Below are 20876 nucleotides of genomic sequence, written 5' to 3' on the forward strand. Positions count from 1 at the left end.
AACGACCGTGGAGTGGTGAGTTCGATGTTGTCGACCGGAAAAGTGATTCGATTCGACGAGTTCAAGGGGTACGGATTCGTAGCGCCGGACGAGGGCGGCGAGGACGTGTTCATTCACGTCAACGATCTGGATTTCGACAAGAGGCTGTTGGCACCGGGGGTTCGCGTCGAATACGTGGCCGTCGACGGCGACCGTGGTCTCAAGGCCACTCAGGTGCAGATCATCGACAGTCCCGCATCGACCGCGCTGGTCACCCGGCGCAAGCCCGACGTTCCGTTCCACGACGTTCCGGTCAGCGAACACCAGCAGCTCGAAGATGTCATCTGCGATGTGCTCTCCGAGGCGGACTTCACTGCCGAAGTGACCGAGGCGCTGCTGACGGCCAACGGAACAGTGACCGCAGCGCAGATCCTCGACATCCGATCGGCGATGCTGCGACTGGCTCACGATCACAAGTGGATCGAGAACTGACCGACGCGTAGCCGCTTCATCCCGCCTTGGAGCCCGTTCGGCTCCGGATGAATGTGGCTTTGTTGTCCACTCAGATCGCCTGAAAGCCGCATTGAGCCACCGTGAATGGACCATTACATGCGTCTGGGCCCTGCAAGGGTCCATTCACGCGGCCGGGGGAGGACGGGGCTGGGTGCTGAGTCAGGGCCGCAAGCGAAGCCGGACGATCAGAGCGGAATGTTCTTGTGGTTGCCGCGCGCCGCGGGGGCTGCCGCGAGAGCCTTGGCGACCGTGCTGCGGGTCTTGCTCGGCTCGATGACCTCGTCGACGACTCCGATGGCGACGGCACGCTCGACGCCGCCGGCGATGTTCTCGTGCTCGACGGTGAGGCGATCGTGCAGTGCCTCACGCTCCTCCTCGGGAGCGGCCGCGAGGGCCTTCTTGTGCAGGATGCCGACGGCTGCCTTCGCGCCCATCACGGCGACCTCGGAGCCGGGCCAGGCGTACACAGCAGTGGCACCGAGTGCGCGAGCGTTCATGGCGATGTATGCGCCGCCGTAGATCTTGCGTGTCACCAGGGTGACACGGGGGACTTTGGCTTCGGCGAAAGCATGCAACAGTTTCGCTCCGCGGCGGACGACGCCTTCCCATTCCATGCTGACGCCGGGCAGGTATCCGGGAACGTCGACGACCACGATCAGCGGGATGCCGAATGCGTCGCACAGGCGCACGAAACGGGCTGCCTTCTCGGCACTTTCGGAGTTGAGGCAACCGCCGAGACGAATGGGGTTGTTGGCGATGACGCCGACGGTGCGGCCGCTGATGCGTCCGAGGCCGATGACGATGCTGCGGGCCCAGCCGCCCTGGAACTCCTCGAAGGTCGATTCCCCTTCGACGTTGTCCAGCAACTCGTGGACGATCGGGTGGACATCGTATGCGCGACGGTTGGATTCGGGCATCAGAGCCCGAAGATCGGTGTCTCCGTGCTCGGCGGCGGCGATGTCGAATTCGCCCTGCTCGCAGAACATGGACACCAGACGGCGGGCGCGGGTGAACGCGTCCATCTCGCTGTCGGCGACGATGTGGCACACGCCGGACTTCTTGTGGTGGGTGTCGGGGCCGCCGAGCGAGGCCATGTCGACCTGCTCACCGGTGACGCTGCGGACGACGTCGGGACCGGTGACGAACACACGTCCCTCGGGAGCCATGATGACGACGTCGGTCAACGCAGGACCGTAGGCGGCACCGCCGGCTGCGAAGCCGAGGACGACGGAAACTTGGGGGACCAGGCCGGATGCTCGAACCATGGCCTCGAAGACGAGCCCGACGGCATGGAGGGCTTCGACGCCCTCGGCGAGGCGAGCGCCTCCGGAATGCCAGACGCCGACGATCGGAGCGCGCTGCTCGATGGCCGTGTCGATGGCGGCGACGATGTGCTTGCAGCCGTCGACGCCCATGGCACCGCCCATGACGGTGGCGTCGGAGCAATACGCGATGGTGTGGACGCCGTCGATCTCGCCGGATGCTGCGAGGATGCCGGATTTGTCCCGATCATGCAGCGGCACAGTGGTTCCGGCGTCGAACAGATTCTCGAGGCGGGCGAGTGGATCGCGGGGATCGGTGGACGTACCGGATCGTGTGACAGGGGCCAGAATAGTCATCGCTTGTCCTTCTTCAGGGCCCCTGAGGGGGCGAGGCCCGGACCGGAACCGTTCCCTGGGAACGGCCCCGGTCCGGATCATGCACTGCGAGAGCGAGATTCGCTGAGTCGAGGAGACGACTCAGGCCATCACGCCTTTCCGAAGGCGAGCGCTACGTTGTGCCCACCGAATCCGAACGAGTTGTTGATCGCGTAATCGATCTGTCCGACGCGGGGCTCGCCCTTGACGACGTCGAGATCGATCTGGGGATCCTGATTCTCCAAATTCAGTGTGGGAGGGATGATTCCCTCGCGCACTGCCAGCACCGTCAGTACCGACTCGAGGGCACCGACGGCACCGATCGAGTGGCCCAGAGCGGATTTCGGTGCGTACACCGCTGCGTGATTTCCGACGGCCTTGTTGATCGCCAGCGCCTCGGCGGTGTCTCCGATGGGAGTTGCCGTTGCGTGGGCGTTCACGTGGGTGATGTCGGACTTCTGCAATCCTGCGGTCTCGATCGCACGCTTCATGGCGCGCGCGGCACCTGTGCCCTCCGGGTCGGGAGCCACGAGGTGGAACCCGTCGGAGGTGATTCCGGCACCGAGCAGGCGGGCGTGGATCGTTGCGCCGCGTGCCTTGGCGTGCTCCTCGGTCTCGATGACCATGAGCGCACCCGCTTCACCGAAGACGAAGCCGTCACGATCCTTGTCGAACGGACGTGACGCACCCTTCGGATTGTCGTTGTTGGTGCTCATCGCCCGCATCATGGAGAAGCTGGCGATCGGAACCGCGTCGATGTAACCCTCGACGCCGCCGGTGACGACCATGTCCGCGTCGCCCATCACGATCATCCGCCACGCGTGAGCGATGGCTTCCGATCCCGAGGAGCAGGCAGAGACAGGAGTGATGACACCGGCCTGTGCTTTGAGCTCGAGTCCGACGACCGCTGCGGGGCCGTTCGGCATGACCATCTGAACGGCGAGCGGAGACACCTTGCGGTAGCCGCCGGCCTTCATCTTGTCGTTGGCGTCGATGAGAGAATCGCCGCCACCGAGGCCGGTGCCGATCGACACGCCGAGGCGGAGGGGGTCGACGTCGGGAGTCCCGGCGTTCTTCCAGACCTCACGACCGAGCACGGTGGCCAGCTGCTCCACGTAGCTCAGGCGTCGAATCTCGACCCGCGAGAGCAGGGTCTGCGGGTTCACCGCGAGGTGGCCGCCGATCCGCACGGGCAGGTCGTACTCGGCGACGAAATCGTCTTCCAGAGTTGCGATTCCGCTGTCGCCGTTCAGCAGACCCTTCCACGTGGCATCGACGTCACCCGCAAGTGACGTGGTCGCAGCGAGGCTGGTGACGACGACACTGGGGAAGCGTCCGTTGGCGGTGGATGGGTTGGTCATGGGCCGTGTCACTCGCTCGCGGAGTCGTCGAGCTTGGCCTTGATAGCTTCTGCGGCTTCGGGGTTCTCCGCTTCGAGCTTCTGGATGTAGTTGACGGCGTCGCCGACGGTGCGCAGACCTGCGAGGTCCTCGTCGGGGATCTTCACGCCGTACTTGTCCTCGGTCTGCACTGCGATCTCGACCATGGAGAGCGAGTCGATGTCGAGGTCGTCCACGAAGGACTTCTCGATGGTCACCTCGGACGGTTCGATGCCCGTGACCTCCTCGATGATCTCTGCAAGTCCGGCGATGAGGTCTTCCTGGCTGGCCACTGTTGTGGCTCCCTTCTCTTCTGTGTAGAACGCCGAAGTCATGTGCTTCGAGACGCGATTGTGCATTTCTGCCACTCGGGGAGTGGAAGTGTGATCCGCAGTTCTGTGACTGCGGGGTGTGTGGGGTCGAGCTAACCGAGCTCGGCCATTGCGGAAATGTCCGCCGGTGTCTTCAGGCCGAGGTTGGCGACGCCACGCAGTTCGCGTTTGGCGATGCCGACCAGTGCGCCTGCCGGGGGCAGTTCCACAAGTCCGGTGACCTGCGCGGTACGCAGGTAGGCATTGCACAGATCCCATCGCACGGGGCGAGTGACCTGAGCAGCAAGCTTGTTCAGTGCGTCGGCACCCGAGGCCACGGGCTGACCGTCCGAATTGGACAGCAGCGTCCGCGTCGGTTCCGACGGGGTGATGGCGGCAGCGGCTGCGGCGACGGTATCGCCCGCGGACGCCATGTACTTGGTGTGGAACGCGCCTGCGACCGGCAGTGCGCGAACCCGAGCCTTCTCGGGTGCGCTCTCGGCCAACTCGGCAAGCTTGGTGAGCAGTCCGGCCGCAACGATCTGACCGGCAGCGTTGACGTTGGCCGGAGCGAGGTCCAGCTCTTCGAGGCGGGCCAGGACAGCAGCTTCGTCTCCGCCGAGCACGGCGGACATGCCGGTCGGTTCGAGTGCGCATGCCTTGGCCATTGCTGCGCCGCGGACGGCGGCGAGCGACACGGCGTCGTCGGAGGAGATGACGCCTGCGATCGCGGCAGCGGCGAGTTCGCCCACCGAGTGTCCGGCGACGATGGTGTCTTCGGGGAACAGGCCGCGCGAGGCGATCTCTTCGAATGCGAGCAAGGCGGATGCCACGACCAGGGGCTGGGTCACCGCTGTATCGGTGATCTCCTCGGCGGTAGCAGTGGTACCGAGACGGACGAGATCGAGACCGGAGGCCTTCGACCACAACGCGAGTCGGTCTGCTGCACCCGGCAATTCGAGCCAAGGCAGCAGCATGCCGGGAGTCTGGGAGCCCTGACCGGGCGCAAGCAACGCAATCACAGGGTTAAGAGAACACCGTCGGGTGCCGAATGGGTGATGTCGCGCTCGATGAACTCTCGACAAGCAATTTGTGGGAACCCTACAAATTGCCTCGTGGGGAACCGCTATCGCCGGAGGGTGGTTCGGCGTTACGTGACTACTTCTCCGAATGTGACCTGTGTGACATATGGGGCAGGATGGGGCGGTTCGTGATGCGTTCGAGCCAACCTACCTACCGTTGCTGCAACTCTGAGCACGTACGCATCCCGCGGGTGAGTGGGGTCGCGACCGGTGACCTCGGCGATGCGCTTGAGCCGATACCGGACGGTATTTGGATGAACAAACAGCTGCCGTGCGCAGGTTTCGACGGCTCCGCCACAGTCGAGATACGCATCGAGGGTGTCGGCCAATCCCGAACCTGCCGCCGCCAACGGAACGACCACGTGATCGTTCAACGCCGATATCGCTGCACCGTCGTTGAGCAGTGCCCGTTCGGGCAACAGCTCACCGGCGTGCACCGGACGCGGCGCACCCCGCCAGCCGGCCACGGCCTGCATACCCGCGAACGCCTCCACCGCGCTCGAATGCGCCGCCCCGAGAGTCCGAGTGGTCGGGCCGATGACGACGGGTCCGTCCGAGAAGTTCTGCAGCATGTCGTCGATGAAGGCGCGATGGGTGGCAGTGTCGTCGAGTTGACCACTGACCACCATCACCAACCGCGTTCCCTGCACGACGGCCAACGCGGCGCGGCCGTGCTTCTGCGCGACGGCGTGCACGGTTCCGACCACCGACACGCCCCGATCGTCCGGGGGAGTGCCGACCAACACCGTGGCGGGCGCAGTGGCGTCCCAGTTCAACGTGGCGGCACGCGAGAGCATGTCCGAGCCGGTGTCTCCGCGCACGACGGCGTCGACCACGAGGGCTTCGAGGCGGGTGTCCCAGGCTCCGCGTGATTCGGCGGCGCTGGCGTAGACCGACGCTGCAGCGAAACCGAGCTCGCGTCCGTAGCGCAAGACGGCCTCGGTCAGCGCCACCAACTGCTGATCGTTGCGTGCCAGCGCCGGGAGCCACTGCTCGAAGAACTCCATCGCCACCCGGACCATGTCGACGGTCTGGCGCAGAGTGAGGCGTCGGGCAAGGTCTTGCGGAATGACCTGGAAGGCATCGAGCGAGAAGCGAATATCGCTGTTGGGGTTCTTGAGCCACTCGAGGAAGTTGTCGACAGCTGTCTGAATCAACAACTGAACACTTGCGCGTTGGGCGGCGTCGAGATCACCGAAGAACGGCAGTTGGCCCTGCATCGTCGTCACGGCCTCGGTCGAGAGTCGGCCGGAGAACTGTTTGACGCGACGCAGCAGCGCATCGGGCAGGGGATCGCGCTTCTGGCGCGAGGGTGCCAACGAGGCGACCGGAAGGTGCACTTCGTTGTCCGAGGTCAACGATTCACGCAACGCCTCACGGTAGGCGTCGCGTCGGGACACATCACGTGCGGACGCACTGTCCGGTGAACCGGGTTTCGCATCGGACATAAGGAGAACCTACGCCCGACCCCCGCCCCTATCGCGATGGACGTACTTCGCGACGTGGGACGGGGGTCGGGCGAACAAGGGTGGAACCTACGCGGAACCGGTGTCGGCGAACGACGTCGGCGCAGCGGTGACGTCGTCGATCTTGTACTTCTCCGCGGCCTCGACGGCCTTGGACTTGTCGATCTCACCGGAGTCCGCGAGCGCGGACAGCGTGGCGACGACGATCGACTCGGCGTCGACGTTGAACACCCGTCGCGCGGCCGGACGCGTATCGGAGAATCCGAAGCCGTCGGTGCCGAGGGTGACGTAATCACCCGGAACCCACTGACGGATCTGGTCCGGAACCGCACGCATCCAATCCGAAGATGCGACAACCGGGCCGTGCGCGTCGGCCAGTGCCGAGGTGACGAACGGAACGCGCTTGTCGGCACCGGGATTGCGCAGAGATTCCTTCTCGGCCTCGACGCCGTCGCGGCGCAGCTCGCCCCACGACGTCACCGACCACACGGCCGAACGAACGCCCCATTCCTCGAACAGCAGCTCTCGGGCCTTGCGGGCCGAGACCATGCCGACACCCGACGCCAACAGTTGTGCCTCGGGTCCGTCGCCCTCCTGGGGAGCCGCGAACCGGTAGATGCCCTTGAGCAGACCCTCGACGTCGAGGTTCTCCGGCTCGGCCGGCTGTACGTACGGCTCGTTGTAGAGGGTGATGTAGTAGAAGATGTTCTCGCCGCCGAAGCCTTCCACGCCTTCGGTGCCGCCGTACATCCGTCGCAGACCGTCCTTGACGATGTGTGCGATCTCGTACGAGAACGCCGGGTCGTAGGCCACGGCCGCCGGGTTGGTCGACGCCAGGAGCAGCGAGTGACCGTCGGCGTGCTGCAGACCCTCACCGGTCAGGGTGGTGCGGCCGGCGGTGGCACCGAGGACGAATCCGCGAGCCATCTGGTCCGCGGCAGCCCAGAGACCGTCACCGGTGCGCTGGAATCCGAACATCGAGTAGAAGATGTACAGCGGAATCATGACCTCGCCGTGCGTGGCGTACGAGGTACCGACCGCCGTGAACGACGACGTGGAACCGGCCTCGTTGATGCCCTCGTGCAGGATCTGGCCGACCGAGCTCTCCTTGTAGGCGAGCATCAGCTCCGAGTCCACCGAGGTGTACAGCTGACCGTTGCGGTTGTAGATCTTGAGCGACGGGAACCACGAGTCCATACCGAACGTACGGGCCTCGTCGGGGATGATCGGCACGATTCGGTGGCCGATCTCCTTGTCTCGCAACAGCTCCTTCATGACGCGCACGAGCGCCATGGTGGTGGCGACTTCCTGCTTGCCGGAACCCTTGCGGAGCGTCTTGTACGTGTCGTCGCCGGGCTGTGGCAGCGGCTTGACGTCCACTCGCCGCTCCGGAACGAATCCGCCGAGCTTGTTACGACGATCGAGCATGTACTGGATCTCGGGAGCGTCCGCACCGGGGTGGTAGTACGGCGGCATGTACGGATCCTTCTCGAGCTCCTCGTCGGAGATCGGGATGTGCTGGAGATCGCGGAACGTCTTGAGATCGTCGAGCGTCAGCTTCTTCATCTGGTGCGTGGCGTTACGGCCCTCGAAGTGCTTGCCGAGGGTGTAGCCCTTGATGGTGTGCGCCAAGATGACCGTCGGCTGGCCCTTGTGCGACATCGCGGCCGCGTAGGCAGCGTGCACCTTGCGGTAGTCGTGGCCGCCGCGCTTGAGGTTCCAGATCTCGTCGTCCGAGAGATCCTTGACGAGCTCCTTGGTGCGCGGATCGCGGCCGAAGAAGTGATCGCGGACGTAGCTGCCGTCGTTGGCCTTGTAGGTCTGGAAGTCGCCGTCGGGCGTGGTGTTCATGAGGTTCACCAGCGCGCCGTCGCGGTCCTTGTGCAGCAGCGAGTCCCACTCGCGGCCCCAGACGACCTTGATGACGTTCCAGCCGGCTCCGCGGAAGAACGACTCCAGTTCTTGGATGATCTTGCCGTTACCGCGCACCGGGCCGTCGAGACGCTGCAGGTTGCAGTTGACGACGAAGGTGAGGTTGTCGAGGCCCTCGGTGGCGGCCACGTGCGCGAGTCCACGCGATTCCGGCTCGTCCATCTCGCCGTCGCCGAGGTACGCCCACACGTGCTGATCGGAGGTGTCCTTGATGCCGCGATCGTTGAGGTAATGGTTGAAGCGCGCCTGGTAGATGGCGTTCATCGGGCCGAGACCCATCGACACCGTCGGGAACTCCCAGAAGTCCTGCATCAGACGCGGGTGCGGGTACGACGGCAGTCCGCCGCCCTCGTTCACGTGGCTGGCTTCCTGGCGGAAGCCGTCCATGCGCTCGGCCGGGATGCGACCTTCGAGGAAGGCGCGGGCGTAGATACCGGGGGAGGCGTGGCCCTGGATGAAGATGTGGTCGCCGCCGCCCGGGTGGTCCTTGCCACGGAAGAAGTGGTTGAAGCCGACCTCGTACAGAGCAGCCGACGAGGCGTACGTGGAGATGTGGCCACCGACGCCGACGCCGGGACGTTGCGCGCGGTGCACCATGATCGCGGCGTTCCAACGAATCCAGGCACGGTAGCGACGTTCCATCGACTCGTCGCCGGGGAACCACGGCTCGTTCTCGGTGGGAATGGTGTTGACGTAATCCGTCGACGTCAGCGACGGCAGCGCCACGCGGCGCTCACCGGCGCGCTCGAGCAACCTGAGCATCAGGTAGCGAGCGCGGTTGGGGCCGGACCTCTCCAGCAAGCCGTCGAACGACTCGATCCATTCGTTGGTCTCGTCGTTGTCGATATCGGGCAGGTACGACGCGACACCCTCGCGGATGACGCGGACCCGGCCGTCCGAGCCCTTCTTGCCTGCAGACGATGTGTTCTGCCGTTCGCCGCTGTTCACTTCGGACAACGTGTGCACTCCTCAATGTGGCGGACGCTCGGTGTGGCGCCCGGTCCCGGTAGACCCGCCCCTGTGACGGCGGTCTACTTTCCTCGTTCTCGTGATTCCTCCCCAATCCTGCCGCATCTCGTCGGTTCTGGTAGTACAGAGGTCCAATACCCACCAGTAGAAATTTATGTACTCAATTTCGGCGCGGTCAGCTTGCGCGAACGGCTTCAACACTGTTCGCTTTGACTACTGCACCCACAATTCAAGGAGGTCACCACCGTGGTCGCCGCGGCGGACGCTCAGAACTACGCTCAGAAACTTGGCATCACTCGCGACATGGTCGTACAGGAGCTGGGCTGGGACGAGGACACCGACGATGATCTGCGCGCCGACGTAGAAGATGCGATCGGTGGCGAGACCCTCGACGAGGATTCCGACGAGGTGATCGACGTTGTACTGCTGTGGTGGCGCGACGGAGACGGTGACCTGGTCGATGCACTCATGGATGCCATCGGTCCGCTCTCGGACGACGGCATCGTGTGGGTCCTCAGCCCCAAGACCGGCATGTCCGGTCACGTCGAACCCAGTGAGATTGCCGAGTCCGCCCCGACCGCAGGATTGACGCAGACCTCTGCGGCAAACCTCGGTGACTGGATCGGAAGTCGATTGGTTCAGCCCAAAACCCCTGCCACCAAGCGGTAGGCCGATTCTCGACACAGGAAGACGGTTCTAGATGCCGATCGAGGTTGGCGCGGTTGCGCCCGACTTCACCCTCAAAGACCAGAACAACCAGCTGGTCACGTTGTCGTCGTACAGGAACGTGAAAAACGTTCTGCTCGTGTTCTATCCACTGGCCTTCACCGGCACGTGCCAGGGCGAGCTGTGCAAAGTGCGCGACGAGTTACCGACCTTCGAGAACGACGAGACTGCCATCCTGGCAATCTCGGTCGGTCCGCCTCCGACCCACAAGATCTGGGCTGCAGAACAGGGTTACACCTTTCCGCTGCTGTCGGACTTCTGGCCGCACGGCGAGGTTGCTCAGGCGTACGGCGTGTTCAACGACAGCGCCGGGTTCGCCAATCGCGGGACGTTCGTGGTCGACAAATCCGGAATCATCCGGTTCGCCGAAATGAACGGACCCGGTGAGGCCCGCGACAGTTCATCGTGGGCCGAGGCACTCGCTCAGGTGAGCTGACCTGCGGAATTGTAGTTAGAGATCAGACACGATAAATTTCTCCAAGCGTTCCGGTGGCCCGGGGTTGTACCCAGGCCACCGGTACTCGGGCGTATAGCTCAGCGGTAGAGCTCTGGTTTTACACACCAGCGGTCGGGGGTTCGAACCCCTCTGCGCCCACCCTCGATCGAATTGCCACAGGTGTCGTCGTCCCTGATTCGGCCCGCCGGTCATCATCGGTCACAGTCGACCTCGTCCGTATCTGCCCGTCCATGCTCACGGCGCTTCACATCCGGTTCGTCGGCTGCGTGAGGTGACGGTTACGCGTCGACTCCTCACGTGCAACGGCTCGGAAACGACTGCCCAGCATCATCGGTGGGACGAGCGCGAACTTCGATACGGGCGAGGCTTGACCATGGAGCATTGGACGACGGAAGACCTGCCGGTGACCGACCAATTCGGCTACTGGCGCGACGCGATCTGCGACGCGTTCACACCGTTGTTCCCCCGCCGCCCGGCCGTAGACCCGACAGCCTCGTCGACACCCGGTGGGATGAGCGGGTGGGTTCGCGCTGCACCGGTTGGATCCATTCGGCTTGCGGAAATCGCGTCGGAGCCTCAACTCCACATTCACGGGCGTTCAGAGGTAGCGAGAACCACGGAGGACGTGACGTTCGTGAATCTGGTCTTGGAGGGCAGCTGTGTCGGGAGTCAGGCAGGCCGGACGTGTGTCGTGAACGCAGGCGATTTCGCGTTGTTCGATGCAACTCGACCGTTCGGACTCGATTACCGGAGCAGGTGGAGAGTGCTGTCGATGAAGGTCCCCAACGGCATGTTGACACCGTTGATCAAGGACTCGAACGGGAGAACCGCAGTATCTTTCTCGCCGGCCAATGCGTCCGCGCACGTAGCCGGCGCCGCGATGACTGCGGTGTGGCAGCGAGCCGATCGAATGGGGCGCGCGGATGTCCTTGCCACCAATTCGGCACTGCTCACTCTCATCGCATCAGCGGCCGGATCGAGCAGAGAAGAAGGGGCCGTCGACGGCCGGAGCATCCGAGCCGAGACGAGAGCCGCCATCAACACCTATGTGGCAGAACAGATTCGATTTGGATCGGTGCCTGCCGAGCACACCGCGCGGCGCTTCTCCATCTCCGTACGCAAGCTCCACCAGCTGTACGAGGAGACCGACCTCTCGTATGCCCGAACTGTCATGAAGTCGCGAGTCGAGGCGTGCGCCGCAGATCTCGACTCGGCGACCCGGCCGACGTCGATGTCCACCCTCGCAGCTCGGTGGGGTTTCGCGGACCTGTCGCATCTCAATCGTGTCTTCAGAACGCACAAAGGCTGTCTGCCTTCGGAATACCTCGGTCGACGAGCCGCGTCTCCGTCGTCATGACACCGACGGACGTGCTCACCGCCCGGTGCACTGTCTGCTTCGGGGCGGTGAGCGCCGACGATCACATTCCGGTCATGCCGCCGTCCGCGGTGAAGATGCTTCCGGTGACGTAGGACGCCTTGTCCGAGGCCAGGAAGAGCACGACATTCGCGATCTCCTCGGGCTCGGCGTACCGCTTGATGGCGGTGCTGTCGGCGAACTGAGACTTCGCTGCCTCGGGGTTGTCGGCCGACAGGCCGTTTTCGATTCCGCGCATCATGCGAGTGTTCACCGGACCGGGACACACTGCGTTCACTCGAACACCGCTGTCTGCTGCTTCCAATGCAGCCACGCGCGTCAGGCCGATCACAGCGTGCTTCGAGGCGGTGTACACACCGAGGGCGGGAAAGCCGATCAACCCGGCCATCGACGACGTGTTGACGATGGCACCCGACTTCTGTGTGATCATCGTCGACAGGACGTGTTTGATGCCGAAGAACGATCCCTTGACGTTCACGTCGAGGATCGTGTCCACGGTCTCGGCGTCGGTATCGACCAGGGCTCCGGTCTTACCTTCCACGCCCGCATTGTTGAAGAAGACGTCGATCCTGCCGAACCGCGTTGTGGCACCGGCGACGTATCCCTCGACCTCACTTTCGCTCCTGACATCGGCTGCGACGAGTAGCAGTCGGTTCTCGGGGAGGCCCAGATCGGCGGCGATCTTCTCGAGCGCCGACAGTGACAGATCCACCAACACCAACGTGGCACCTTGTTCGGCGAACGCCTTTGTCGCAGCGTGGCCGATGCCGCCGGCTGCACCGGTGATCAGAACTACCTTGTCTTCGAAATCCATGATTGCCTTCTTCGTTTCGCGAGTGGTCAGACGGGTTCGGTGACGGCGGTGAAGTCAGCGATCTTGGTGTGCGCGGTGACGTCCCTGCACGAGTACTTCCACCCGCTGTCCGTCTTTTCGAGCGCGTCGTTGTACTCGCAGATGGTCCCTTCGGTACGTCCGTCTTTCGCCGAGAAGAAGAGGAGATAGCACTTCTGAGTGGCTTCGTTGCCGCTCACCGTGATGATCTCGTTGGTCGTGAGGTGGTGCATTCGCCCGAACGCCTCGGTGACGATGGGCATGAAGCGAATCAGTTCCTCTGTGCCAGTCGGGGTCTGGCCCGGAAGGAGGGCGTTGAAGACGCCCGTGGAGGTGAAACAGTCGGCCCAGGCAGGACCGTCGGTTTCGTCCACCGCGAAGTTGTAACGAGCGTTGAGTTCTTGGATGGCGTGTACGTCTTCCACCGGTGAGTCGGTCATGGCGCTCCTGTCGAAATGGCTGAGCCGCCGATGTACAGCGGCACTGATACTCGGAGGGCGACAGTGACCTCGCGAGGTACCCCACGGACGAGAGTCGTTCTCGGTCGAGTGGGGCGACAGAATTCATCCAAGCGCGAGACGGTTCGGCTGCATCGAACCAGCGTGCACATGTTCTGGTACGGATGCGCACACATGACGGAGTCAGAGGGTATTCAGGGGCGCGTCCGATCGGGGGTCACGCCTGCGTGCGATGGCTCTCGACCTCCCGAACGATCTGCTGTGCCCGGTGTTCCTCGGGCAGTCGATCGCCCTTGCCGAAGAGCTTGTGGCGCAATGTGCCCGGCGTGTATTCGGTGCGATAGACGCCGCGGCGCTGCAATTCGGGTACGACGTAGTGCACGACGTCCTCGAAGGTTCCCGGTGTGATGGCGTAGGCGAGATTGAAGCCGTCCACGTCGGTCTCGTCCACCCACTCCTGCAGTTGATCCGCGACCTCGCCGGGGGAACCGACGATGCGCGGACCTGCACCGCCGATGCCGCCCCACTCGGCGATATCGCGCACCGTCCATTCCTTGCCATCGGCTCCGATGGACTGGAACGACGCGACGAACGACTGAATGGCATTGCTCTCGACATTGCCGAGCGGCTCGTCGAGCGCATACCGCGACAGGTCGACGCCCATCCAGCCTGACATGAACACCAACGCACCCTCGGCACTGGCATACGAACGATACTCGTCGTGCTTGGCATGAGCCAGCTCGGATGTCTCATCGGTGACGATGGTGAGCAGCTGATAGATCCGCGCCGAATACGGATCGCGCCCGGCATCGCGCAATGCTCGACGGATACTCGAAACCGTCTGCGCCAGAATCTCCTTGGTGGGCGCGCCGACGAAGATCGCCTCCGCATTCTGCGCGGCGAACCGTACGCCACGCGGTGACGCGCCGGCCTGGAAGATCACCGGTGTCCGCTGAGACGACGGCTCGGCGAGGTGGATGCCCGGGACAGTGAAGTGCTTGCCGCGGTGGTTGATTCGATGCACCTTGGCGGGATCGGTGAACACACCGGTCTCGCGATCACGGACCACCGCGTCGTCGTCCCACGACGCCTCCCACAGCTTGTAGAGCACCTCGAGGTATTCGTCGGCGTGGTCGTAACGGTCGTCGTGCTTCAGCTGGTCGTCGTGGCCCATGTTCTGCGCCGCCGACGGCAGGTACCCGGTGACTACATTCCAGCCGATCCGGCCGTTGGTGAGGTGATCGAGCGTGGAGAGCCGTCGCGCGAACGGATACGGATGCTCAAAACCGGTACCCGCAGTGATGCCGAACCCCAGATGTTCGGTCACTGCGGCCTGTGCACTGACGAGCAGCAGCGGATCCGAGACTGGAATCTGCGCACCGTGTCGGATGGCAGCGTCGTGATTGCCGCCGTACACGTCGTAGGTGCCGAGAACGTCGGCGACGAACAGGCCGTCGAACAGGCCCCGTTCCAACAACTTCGCCAGATCGGTCCAGTAGCCGAGTTCCTTGTACCGCCACGACTGATCCAACGGATGACGCCACAGACCGGGGGACTGATGCGCGACGCAATTCATGTCGAAGGCATTGAAACGAATCTCGCGTGACACGGGGGAACTCCTTCGGCGGGACGACCTGTCCGAATATCGACAGCGGTGCGACGCTACCGACGACCCAGGCCGGTGGGAACAGTTCGGATCGTGATGAGTCGATAGCTGGTCATGGAGCCGCCGACACCTCAGTGTTGCGCCGTCACATCACTGAAAAGAGCGTCGGAGCATGATCGAAATAGCGCAGTTGACCAAGACCTACGGGACGGGGAAGAACACAACCGTCGTACTCGACCGGCTGGATTTCTCGGTTCGGTCCGGCGAGATTCTCGCCGTGGTCGGCCCCAGTGGTGCCGGCAAGAGCACGCTGGCCCAATGCATCAACTTGCTCACCCGGCCCACCTCGGGCTCGGTGATCGTCAACGGGGACGACCTGACGGCGTTGAATGCCAAGCAACTTCGGGTGGCGCGGCGGCGCATCGGTACCGTGTTTCAGTCTTCGAGTCTGCTCTCGCGTCGAACCGTGGCGGAGAACGTCGCCTTGCCATTGGACTTCCTCGGGGCCACGAAAGCCGAGACGGCCAGGAGAGTGGGTGAGCTTCTCGACCGAGTCGGGTTGTCCGACAAAGCCGCTCGCTATCCCTTTCAACTCTCGGGCGGACAGCGTCAACGAGTGGGGATTGCGCGAGCGTTGGCGCTTCGACCGTCGGTGCTGCTCTCCGACGAGGCCACCTCCGGCTTAGATCCGCAGACCACCGAATCGGTGGTCGAGTTGCTGCGAGAACTGCGCCAGGACCTCGACCTTGCCATCGTGTTCATCACCCATGAAATGGATACCGTTCTGCGAGCCGCAGATTCGGTAGCTCGACTCGATCACGGACGCATCGTCGAATCCGGGAACCTCGTCGATCTGCTGACCGACCACACCTCAGCGCTCGGTTACGAGCTGCGCCCCAGGCGTGAGGACGCACAGGCCGCGGCCGGCGACGTGCAATGGAACGTGACCTACGATTCGCCCGAGGTTCCGCAGGACTGGATCGGCCGGTTGGGTCAGGACCTGGGCTCACCGGTGGCGCTACTCGGAGCATCGGTCCAGGTTGTCGCCGGAGTAGCTGTCGGCAGCGCGTCACTCGGCATCGGTGCCCACCTGAGTGCACGCGTTCCCGGTGCGCTGGAGGCGCTGGGGTTGTCCGGTTCGCCGCTCACCGAGCAGACGATCCTCGAGGCCGCGTCGTGATCGCAATTGTGGCCGCAGGCAACAAGGTTCCGGTCGATGAACTGCCCGCACTGCTGTTGCCCGCATTGGGCGACACACTGACGATGGTCGGGATAGTGATGTTCATCGTGGTGCTCGTCGGTGTACCGCTGGGTTCGACGCTGTTCAACCTGGGCCCCGGCGGGCTGTTCGAGAACCCGGTGCTCCATGCGCCGGTCAGCTGGATCGTCAGTATCGGGCGGTCGTTGCCGTTTCTGATCTTGATGGCTGCACTGGTTCCGGTCACGCGATGGATCACCGGGACCAACATCGGTATCGCAGCCGCTGTGGTGCCGATGTCGTTGGCGGGCATCGCGTTCTTCACCCGCATCGTCGAGAACTCTCTGCGCTCGGTCCCGACGTCGGTGGTCGACGTCGCCCGGGCGTCGGGTGGCTCCACATTGCAGGTCACCACCACGCAGTTGTCCGAGGCGGTGCCGTCGATCATCGGTGGATTGACCATCAACGTCATCGCCATGATCGAATACTCGGCCATCGCCGGAACGATCGGTGCAGGCGGAATCGGTTATGTCGCAGTCACATACGGATACCAAAGATTCGATCACACCGTCATGATCGCAACGATCGTCATCCTGATTCTCACCGTCGCCGCCGTCCAGCTCGTCGGCGACGCGCTCGTTCGCTACACCACACCTCATCAACGCGCTGTGCGCACTGTCTGAACCACATTCGAGAGGTCCATTCACCATGACAACGTCCACCGAAGCACACGGCTTCGAGCTGAAGAACCGTCGAAAGGCGCCCTGGATCATCGCGGCCGTCGTACTGCTGATCGCCCTAGCGGTGGTTGTCCGCATCGCGTTCTTCGGCGACACGGCCTCGGCCAACGAGACCGAGGGCGCAACCCTTGTTGTCGCCACTGCCGAAGGCAATGCATCCGAGCAGGCCCTGGTCGAATTCGTCGCTGACCAGGTTGCCCCCAAGTACGGCATCACAGTCGCATTCCGCGGACTCGCCGACAGCAACACCATCAACCGCGCGGTGAGTGAGGGCGAAGTGGCCGCCACGGTCTACCAGCACAAGCTGTGGCTCGGCCAGGTCCTCGAATCCAACCCGGACTTCCAGGAGGAAGCCGCAACCCCGGTGTTTCGCTGGGGCTTCGGACTCTGGTCCGACAAGTACTCCGACCCGGCCCAATTGCCGGACGGCGCAACAGTGTCGCTGTACTCCGACCCGGCCAACGAAGCCCAGGGCCTGTGGGTACTCGAACGAGCAGGTCTGATCACTCTCGACCCCGCGGTCGACAAGTCGACGGCTACGCAGAAGGACATCGTCGGAAACCCTAAGAACCTGCAGTTCACGCTGCTGGACTTCGCAGCGCAATCGCGGGCGCTGCCGGATCTCGATGCAGCAGTGGGCTACACCGAGTACTACCTCGCCGCAGGCATCCCCGTCGAGAAGCAGATCTTCGCGCCGCCTGCACCGGACGAGTTCGCCGGCCAGCTCACCATCGGTAGCCGCTGGGCCGATACCGACAACATCAAGAATCTCGTTGCGGCCTTCAAGGATCCTGCGGTGCAGGAATTCCTGGCCACCGACCCGCGAGTGAAAGACATCCTGCTACCCCTGCAGTAGCAGCACCCTGCGCCCGACGGTCCAGCAGCCGACCGTCGGGCGCAGCCGTGGTGTTACGTTCGACCCGCACCCGATGGCACCGACACGAGGCGGACGATGTGACCCGGTACGACGCGCTGACAGAACTACTCGACGAGCGGTACTCGTGCCGGCAGTTCCTGCCGACGCAGGTCTCGCGCGAGGTACTCGAACAGCTGCTGTCGGCCGCCCGGCGCACACCTTCTTGGTCCAACACCCAGTCGTGGCAGATCATCGTGACCGAAGGCGATGCCACCCGGAAGTTCTCCGACGCCTTGGTGGAGCACCTGGCGTCCGGTGTGCCGCAACCGGACTTTCCGTTCCCGGCGAATTACAACGCTCTGCACCGTGCACGGCGACGTGAATGCGGTGGCGCGCTGTACGAGAGCATCGGGGTGGTCAAGTCCGACACCGAGGCGACAACGCGTCAATTCATTCGCAACTACGAGCTGTTCGACGCGCCGCATGCAGCCATCATCACCACCGATGCCGACCTGGGCGTGTACGGCGCGGTCGATTGCGGGTTGTATCTGCAGACTTTCCTGCTGGCCGCCCAGAGTCTCGGTCTGGGAGCCATCGCACAAGCAGCCCTGGCCGCGTACTCACCGTTCCTGCACGAGTGGTTCGACATCCCGGACACTCGAAAAGTGGTGGCCGGAATCTCCTTCGGCTACCCGGACGAGACACACCCGATCAACGGATTCCGTACCGGCCGAGCGCCTCTGGACGAGACGGTCACCTTCGTCGGACGCTGACGTCGTCGTCGAGCGCACTCGTCGACGGCAGTACGTCTGCGGCTCGGCTGCCTGTCCGCAACCCGCCGTAGGTCTTCTGACGAATGGTCGCCAGAGTGATCATTCCGATCACGGCGGAGCCGATGACGAAGTACGCAGGTGACACCGAGCTTCCGGTGCGGTCGATGAGCCACGTCGCAATGTAGGCGGCGGTCCCACCCGTGGCGATCGTCGCAATGTTGAAGCCGAGAGCGACGCCGGTCAGTCGAACTCGCGAGTCGAACAACGACGGGAACAGGGGAGCGGTTGCCGTCTGGATCAAGGGTGTGCCTACCGCGAAGAACATGAAAGCAATTGCAGCAACGAACAACCCGTGTCCGCTCATCATCGACATTGCCGGGTACGCGAGCAGCGCCGAGGCGAGTAATCCGCTGGCCAGCACACGCACGCTGCCGAACCGATCCACCAGCAGCCCGGCGAGCGGCATTGACGCCGCGACGAGCACGATGACACCGGCCGCAGTCCAGGTGACCGAACTCTGACTGAATCCGCCTTCGCGCACCAGATGGATACCGATGTAGGTGAGCACCATGTATCCGGTCGCGTTCTGAGCCACACCCAGTCCGAAAACCTGCAGAACCTGCTTGGGATGAGTGCGAAGTAGTTCGGTCAACGGTGCCTTCGCCACCTCGTTTTCCGCGGCTGCATGGACGAACTGCGGGGTGTCTTCGATTCGCGTGCGGGTCCAGAGACAGAACAGCACCAGGGGGATGCCGAGCAGGAACGGAATTCGCCAGCCCCAGCTGGTCATCTGCGCGTCGGTGGTGAGTGTGGAGGTGATCGCCACGGCGATGGCCGCGAGTGCGAAACCGCTGTTGCTACCCAGTGCGACGAAGGACGCACCGAGCCCCTTGCGTTTTTCGCCGACCGTCTCGTAGACGTATGTGAGCGCGCCTCCGAGTTCTCCACCGGCCGAGAAGCCCTGGACCAGACGGGCGATGACCAACAGGATCGGCGCGAGAACCCCCGCGTTCTCGTAGGTGGGGAGGAAGGCCATCAGTGCACTGCCGACGCCCATGAGCAGAACAGAGAACAATAAGGCGCGCTTGCGCCCGTGTCTGTCACCGAGGCGGCCGAAGAAGATTCCGCCGATCGGACGCATCAGGTAGGCAGATGCGAAGACGGCCAGACTCGCGAGCAACGACGCAGTCGGGTCGTCGCCGGGGAAGAACAATGGGCTGACGACGACCGCGAGGTAGGCGTAGACGGTGAGGTCGTAATACTCGACGATGGTGCCGACCGTGGCAGCGAGTACGCCACGGCGTCTGGTCTGCTCAGGGGTGCGAATGGTGGCCACGGACTGCTCCGATTCTGTGTGCGACGGCGACGAGGGGGCGAGATCTGCACGTGTCGTCACACCTTAACCGGTTAAATGTGTACATACTTCGAAATAGTGAACAAGAATTAAAGTAACTATCCTACGGTCGACGTAGCTGCCGGCGATCCGGTTGAGAGATGTTCGCGCGCACTGTTTTCGGTGGCACCAGCGGGCATGAACACGGCAACGGTCCACACCGATTGCGCTACCGCCACGAGGAAACCCGAGCGCACAAGGGAGTGGAGCAGTCGCGCCGCGAGGTTCAGTGCCGGAGCGCGTCGACCAGCGCACGCGCCACATCTGTGCCCGAACGCCAGGCGCTCTCCACTCGGGGCACTCCGGACTCGCACCACTGATCGCCCGCCGAACCGACGAAGCGTCCGTCCTGCTCGCGAAGCGCGAAGTTGGAATCGTGCTGCGCTGCGGGCTTGGCGAAGGTCCACCGATGAGCGTGGGTCCATGTGGGTTGCGTGGATGCGACGGACAATTCGCGAAGGGCGTCGACAACTGGGGCGATCGCACCGTCGGGGTCGTCGAGATGCTGCTGCGCTCGTTCCGACGTGGTGTGCACCACCAGAACCGGAGCGCCGTCTCCGCGGCGTGCACCGTCGTCGACGACAAAATCAATATCGGGATGATCGTTGACGAACGCTGCGTCCCGGAAGGGAATGTCGAGCACGTCGAACCCACACGCCACCGAGATGACGGGTACGTAGTCGACCGCATCGGGAATTGTGGTCAGTCGCATCGCCTGAGGATCCGGCATGGCGAGCACGACGTGGCCGTCGGGCAATGCGGTCAACTCGGTGGAATGTTCGATGTCGAAGCCCTCGAGCATGTTTCGTACCAGCGATCGCAGACCGTTCGGGGTAGCCCAGCGAACCGGTCCGGTCGTTGTGCACGGTGCCGTGGCGGGCTTGAGGATGCCGAACGTGTTGGCCCACTGGCGCGCCAATCCACCCGACTCCCACTCGGCGACCACCGTCGAGAATTCCTGATCTCGGACGGTGAAGTAGCCGGCACCCAAGTCGACGCGACGGCCGTGCAACTCCGGCGATGACATCCGCCCACCCGGAGCTCGGCCTCGGTCGACGATGCGGAACGGCACGTCTGCGCCGCGAAGAACCCGCGCGCAGGCCGCACCGGCTATGCCCGCACCGACGATGGTGACCGGATCGGTGATGCTGCCCGCTTCGGAGTTCATCGGTCCAGTATGCCCGGATTTGCGCC

Annotated in this window: 19 protein-coding genes and 1 tRNA gene; 9 read left to right on the forward strand and 11 right to left on the reverse strand. The window is 63.8% G+C overall.

Going from position 1 to position 20876, the window contains the following annotated elements:
- Nucleotides 1-24 precede the first annotated feature (24 nt).
- Nucleotides 25-471 carry a cold-shock protein gene (locus CH295_RS19855; RefSeq protein WP_037192990.1) on the forward strand — a complete coding sequence of 149 codons (447 nt, stop codon included), beginning with the start codon at nt 25-27 and terminating at the stop codon, nt 469-471.
- Between the two features lie 206 nt (nt 472-677).
- Here the strand turns inward: CH295_RS19855 and CH295_RS19860 are convergent, their stop codons facing one another.
- From CH295_RS19860 to aceE, 6 genes are all read right to left on the reverse strand, one after another.
- Nucleotides 678-2111: an acyl-CoA carboxylase subunit beta gene (locus CH295_RS19860; protein WP_037192988.1), complete on the reverse strand. Its 1434-nt coding sequence runs from the start codon at nt 2109-2111 to the stop codon at nt 678-680.
- 128 nt (nt 2112-2239) lie between these two features.
- A complete protein-coding gene (locus tag CH295_RS19865) occupies nt 2240-3490 on the reverse strand; it encodes a KasA/KasB family beta-ketoacyl-ACP synthase (protein ID WP_037192986.1) in 1251 nt (416 codons plus the stop codon).
- An 8-nt stretch (nt 3491-3498) separates the two neighbouring features.
- Complete coding sequence (gene acpM, locus CH295_RS19870; RefSeq protein WP_045199610.1) at nt 3499-3843, reverse strand: meromycolate extension acyl carrier protein AcpM; 345 nt, start codon at nt 3841-3843, stop codon at nt 3499-3501.
- A gap of 89 nt (nt 3844-3932) precedes the next feature.
- Nucleotides 3933-4841: an ACP S-malonyltransferase gene (locus CH295_RS19875; protein WP_037192984.1), complete on the reverse strand. Its 909-nt coding sequence runs from the start codon at nt 4839-4841 to the stop codon at nt 3933-3935.
- Between the two features lie 128 nt (nt 4842-4969).
- Entirely contained in the window at nt 4970-6349 is a 1380-nt protein-coding gene (locus CH295_RS19880) for a PucR family transcriptional regulator (RefSeq protein ID WP_230596340.1), read from the reverse strand.
- 87 nt (nt 6350-6436) lie between these two features.
- A complete protein-coding gene (gene aceE, locus CH295_RS19885; RefSeq protein WP_037193545.1) occupies nt 6437-9256 on the reverse strand; it encodes a pyruvate dehydrogenase (acetyl-transferring), homodimeric type in 2820 nt (939 codons plus the stop codon).
- Between the two features lie 258 nt (nt 9257-9514).
- Between aceE and CH295_RS19890 the strand changes: the two genes are divergently transcribed.
- From CH295_RS19890 to CH295_RS19905, 4 genes are all read left to right on the forward strand, one after another.
- On the forward strand, nt 9515-9937 hold the full coding sequence (locus CH295_RS19890; protein ID WP_032379129.1) for a DUF3052 domain-containing protein: 423 nt from the start codon (nt 9515-9517) through the stop codon (nt 9935-9937).
- Between the two features lie 31 nt (nt 9938-9968).
- Complete coding sequence (locus CH295_RS19895; protein ID WP_032394459.1) at nt 9969-10430, forward strand: peroxiredoxin; 462 nt, start codon at nt 9969-9971, stop codon at nt 10428-10430.
- Nucleotides 10431-10517: 87 nt separating this feature from the next.
- Nucleotides 10518-10589: transfer RNA gene (locus tag CH295_RS19900), tRNA-Val, on the forward strand.
- 235 nt (nt 10590-10824) lie between these two features.
- Entirely contained in the window at nt 10825-11808 is a 984-nt protein-coding gene (locus tag CH295_RS19905; protein ID WP_094741716.1) for an AraC-like ligand-binding domain-containing protein, read from the forward strand.
- Nucleotides 11809-11869: 61 nt separating this feature from the next.
- On the opposite strand, the gene CH295_RS19910 is transcribed toward CH295_RS19905, so the two are convergent.
- The 3 genes from CH295_RS19910 to CH295_RS19920 all read right to left on the reverse strand — a co-directional run bounded on the left by CH295_RS19910 (nt 11870) and on the right by CH295_RS19920 (nt 14725).
- A complete protein-coding gene (locus CH295_RS19910; RefSeq protein ID WP_037192979.1) occupies nt 11870-12640 on the reverse strand; it encodes an SDR family NAD(P)-dependent oxidoreductase in 771 nt (256 codons plus the stop codon).
- A gap of 26 nt (nt 12641-12666) precedes the next feature.
- A complete protein-coding gene (locus CH295_RS19915; protein WP_094741717.1) occupies nt 12667-13098 on the reverse strand; it encodes a nuclear transport factor 2 family protein in 432 nt (143 codons plus the stop codon).
- A gap of 235 nt (nt 13099-13333) precedes the next feature.
- Nucleotides 13334-14725 carry an LLM class flavin-dependent oxidoreductase gene (locus tag CH295_RS19920; protein WP_094741718.1) on the reverse strand — a complete coding sequence of 464 codons (1392 nt, stop codon included), beginning with the start codon at nt 14723-14725 and terminating at the stop codon, nt 13334-13336.
- 169 nt (nt 14726-14894) lie between these two features.
- Here CH295_RS19920 and CH295_RS19925 point away from each other — a divergent pair, with 169 nt between their 5' ends.
- From CH295_RS19925 to CH295_RS19940, 4 genes are all read left to right on the forward strand, one after another.
- The gene (locus CH295_RS19925) at nt 14895-15902 is read left to right on the forward strand and encodes a methionine ABC transporter ATP-binding protein (protein WP_094741719.1); all 1008 of its coding nucleotides are present in this window, start codon (nt 14895-14897) and stop codon (nt 15900-15902) included.
- 83 nt (nt 15903-15985) lie between these two features.
- Nucleotides 15986-16603 carry a methionine ABC transporter permease gene (locus CH295_RS19930; protein WP_094741847.1) on the forward strand — a complete coding sequence of 206 codons (618 nt, stop codon included), beginning with the start codon at nt 15986-15988 and terminating at the stop codon, nt 16601-16603.
- A 25-nt stretch (nt 16604-16628) separates the two neighbouring features.
- Complete coding sequence (locus CH295_RS19935) at nt 16629-17516, forward strand: MetQ/NlpA family ABC transporter substrate-binding protein (protein ID WP_094741720.1); 888 nt, start codon at nt 16629-16631, stop codon at nt 17514-17516.
- Nucleotides 17517-17614: 98 nt separating this feature from the next.
- Nucleotides 17615-18289: a nitroreductase gene (locus CH295_RS19940; RefSeq protein ID WP_094741721.1), complete on the forward strand. Its 675-nt coding sequence runs from the start codon at nt 17615-17617 to the stop codon at nt 18287-18289.
- On the opposite strand, the gene CH295_RS19945 is transcribed toward CH295_RS19940, so the two are convergent.
- Both CH295_RS19945 and CH295_RS19950 read right to left on the reverse strand, forming a co-directional pair.
- The gene (locus CH295_RS19945; protein ID WP_094635655.1) at nt 18270-19625 is read right to left on the reverse strand and encodes an MFS transporter; all 1356 of its coding nucleotides are present in this window, start codon (nt 19623-19625) and stop codon (nt 18270-18272) included. The genes CH295_RS19940 and CH295_RS19945 overlap by 20 nt on opposite strands.
- Nucleotides 19626-19908: 283 nt before the next feature.
- On the reverse strand, nt 19909-20850 hold the full coding sequence (locus CH295_RS19950) for an NAD(P)/FAD-dependent oxidoreductase (protein WP_094741722.1): 942 nt from the start codon (nt 20848-20850) through the stop codon (nt 19909-19911).
- Nucleotides 20851-20876: the final 26 nt, after the last annotated feature.

This window comes from Rhodococcus sp. 14-2483-1-2 (assembly GCF_002259405.1).
GTDB lineage: Bacteria > Actinomycetota > Actinomycetes > Mycobacteriales > Mycobacteriaceae > Rhodococcoides.

Excerpts from the sequence above, each read along its gene's own strand:
- CH295_RS19855 (WP_037192990.1), top strand. The coding sequence starts at position 25 with ATGTTGTCGACCGGAAAAGTGATTCGATTCGACGAGTTCAAGGGGTAC.
- CH295_RS19860 (WP_037192988.1), bottom strand. The coding sequence starts at position 2,111 with ATGACTATTCTGGCCCCTGTCACACGATCCGGTACGTCCACCGATCCC.
- CH295_RS19865 (WP_037192986.1), bottom strand. The coding sequence starts at position 3,490 with ATGACCAACCCATCCACCGCCAACGGACGCTTCCCCAGTGTCGTCGTC.
- acpM (WP_045199610.1), bottom strand. The coding sequence starts at position 3,843 with ATGACTTCGGCGTTCTACACAGAAGAGAAGGGAGCCACAACAGTGGCC.
- CH295_RS19880 (WP_230596340.1), bottom strand. The coding sequence starts at position 6,349 with ATGTCCGATGCGAAACCCGGTTCACCGGACAGTGCGTCCGCACGTGAT.
- CH295_RS19895 (WP_032394459.1), top strand. The coding sequence starts at position 9,969 with ATGCCGATCGAGGTTGGCGCGGTTGCGCCCGACTTCACCCTCAAAGAC.
- CH295_RS19905 (WP_094741716.1), top strand. The coding sequence starts at position 10,825 with ATGGAGCATTGGACGACGGAAGACCTGCCGGTGACCGACCAATTCGGC.
- CH295_RS19910 (WP_037192979.1), bottom strand. The coding sequence starts at position 12,640 with ATGGATTTCGAAGACAAGGTAGTTCTGATCACCGGTGCAGCCGGCGGC.
- CH295_RS19915 (WP_094741717.1), bottom strand. The coding sequence starts at position 13,098 with ATGACCGACTCACCGGTGGAAGACGTACACGCCATCCAAGAACTCAAC.
- CH295_RS19925 (WP_094741719.1), top strand. The coding sequence starts at position 14,895 with ATGATCGAAATAGCGCAGTTGACCAAGACCTACGGGACGGGGAAGAAC.
- CH295_RS19930 (WP_094741847.1), top strand. The coding sequence starts at position 15,986 with ATGGTCGGGATAGTGATGTTCATCGTGGTGCTCGTCGGTGTACCGCTG.
- CH295_RS19935 (WP_094741720.1), top strand. The coding sequence starts at position 16,629 with ATGACAACGTCCACCGAAGCACACGGCTTCGAGCTGAAGAACCGTCGA.
- CH295_RS19950 (WP_094741722.1), bottom strand. The coding sequence starts at position 20,850 with ATGAACTCCGAAGCGGGCAGCATCACCGATCCGGTCACCATCGTCGGT.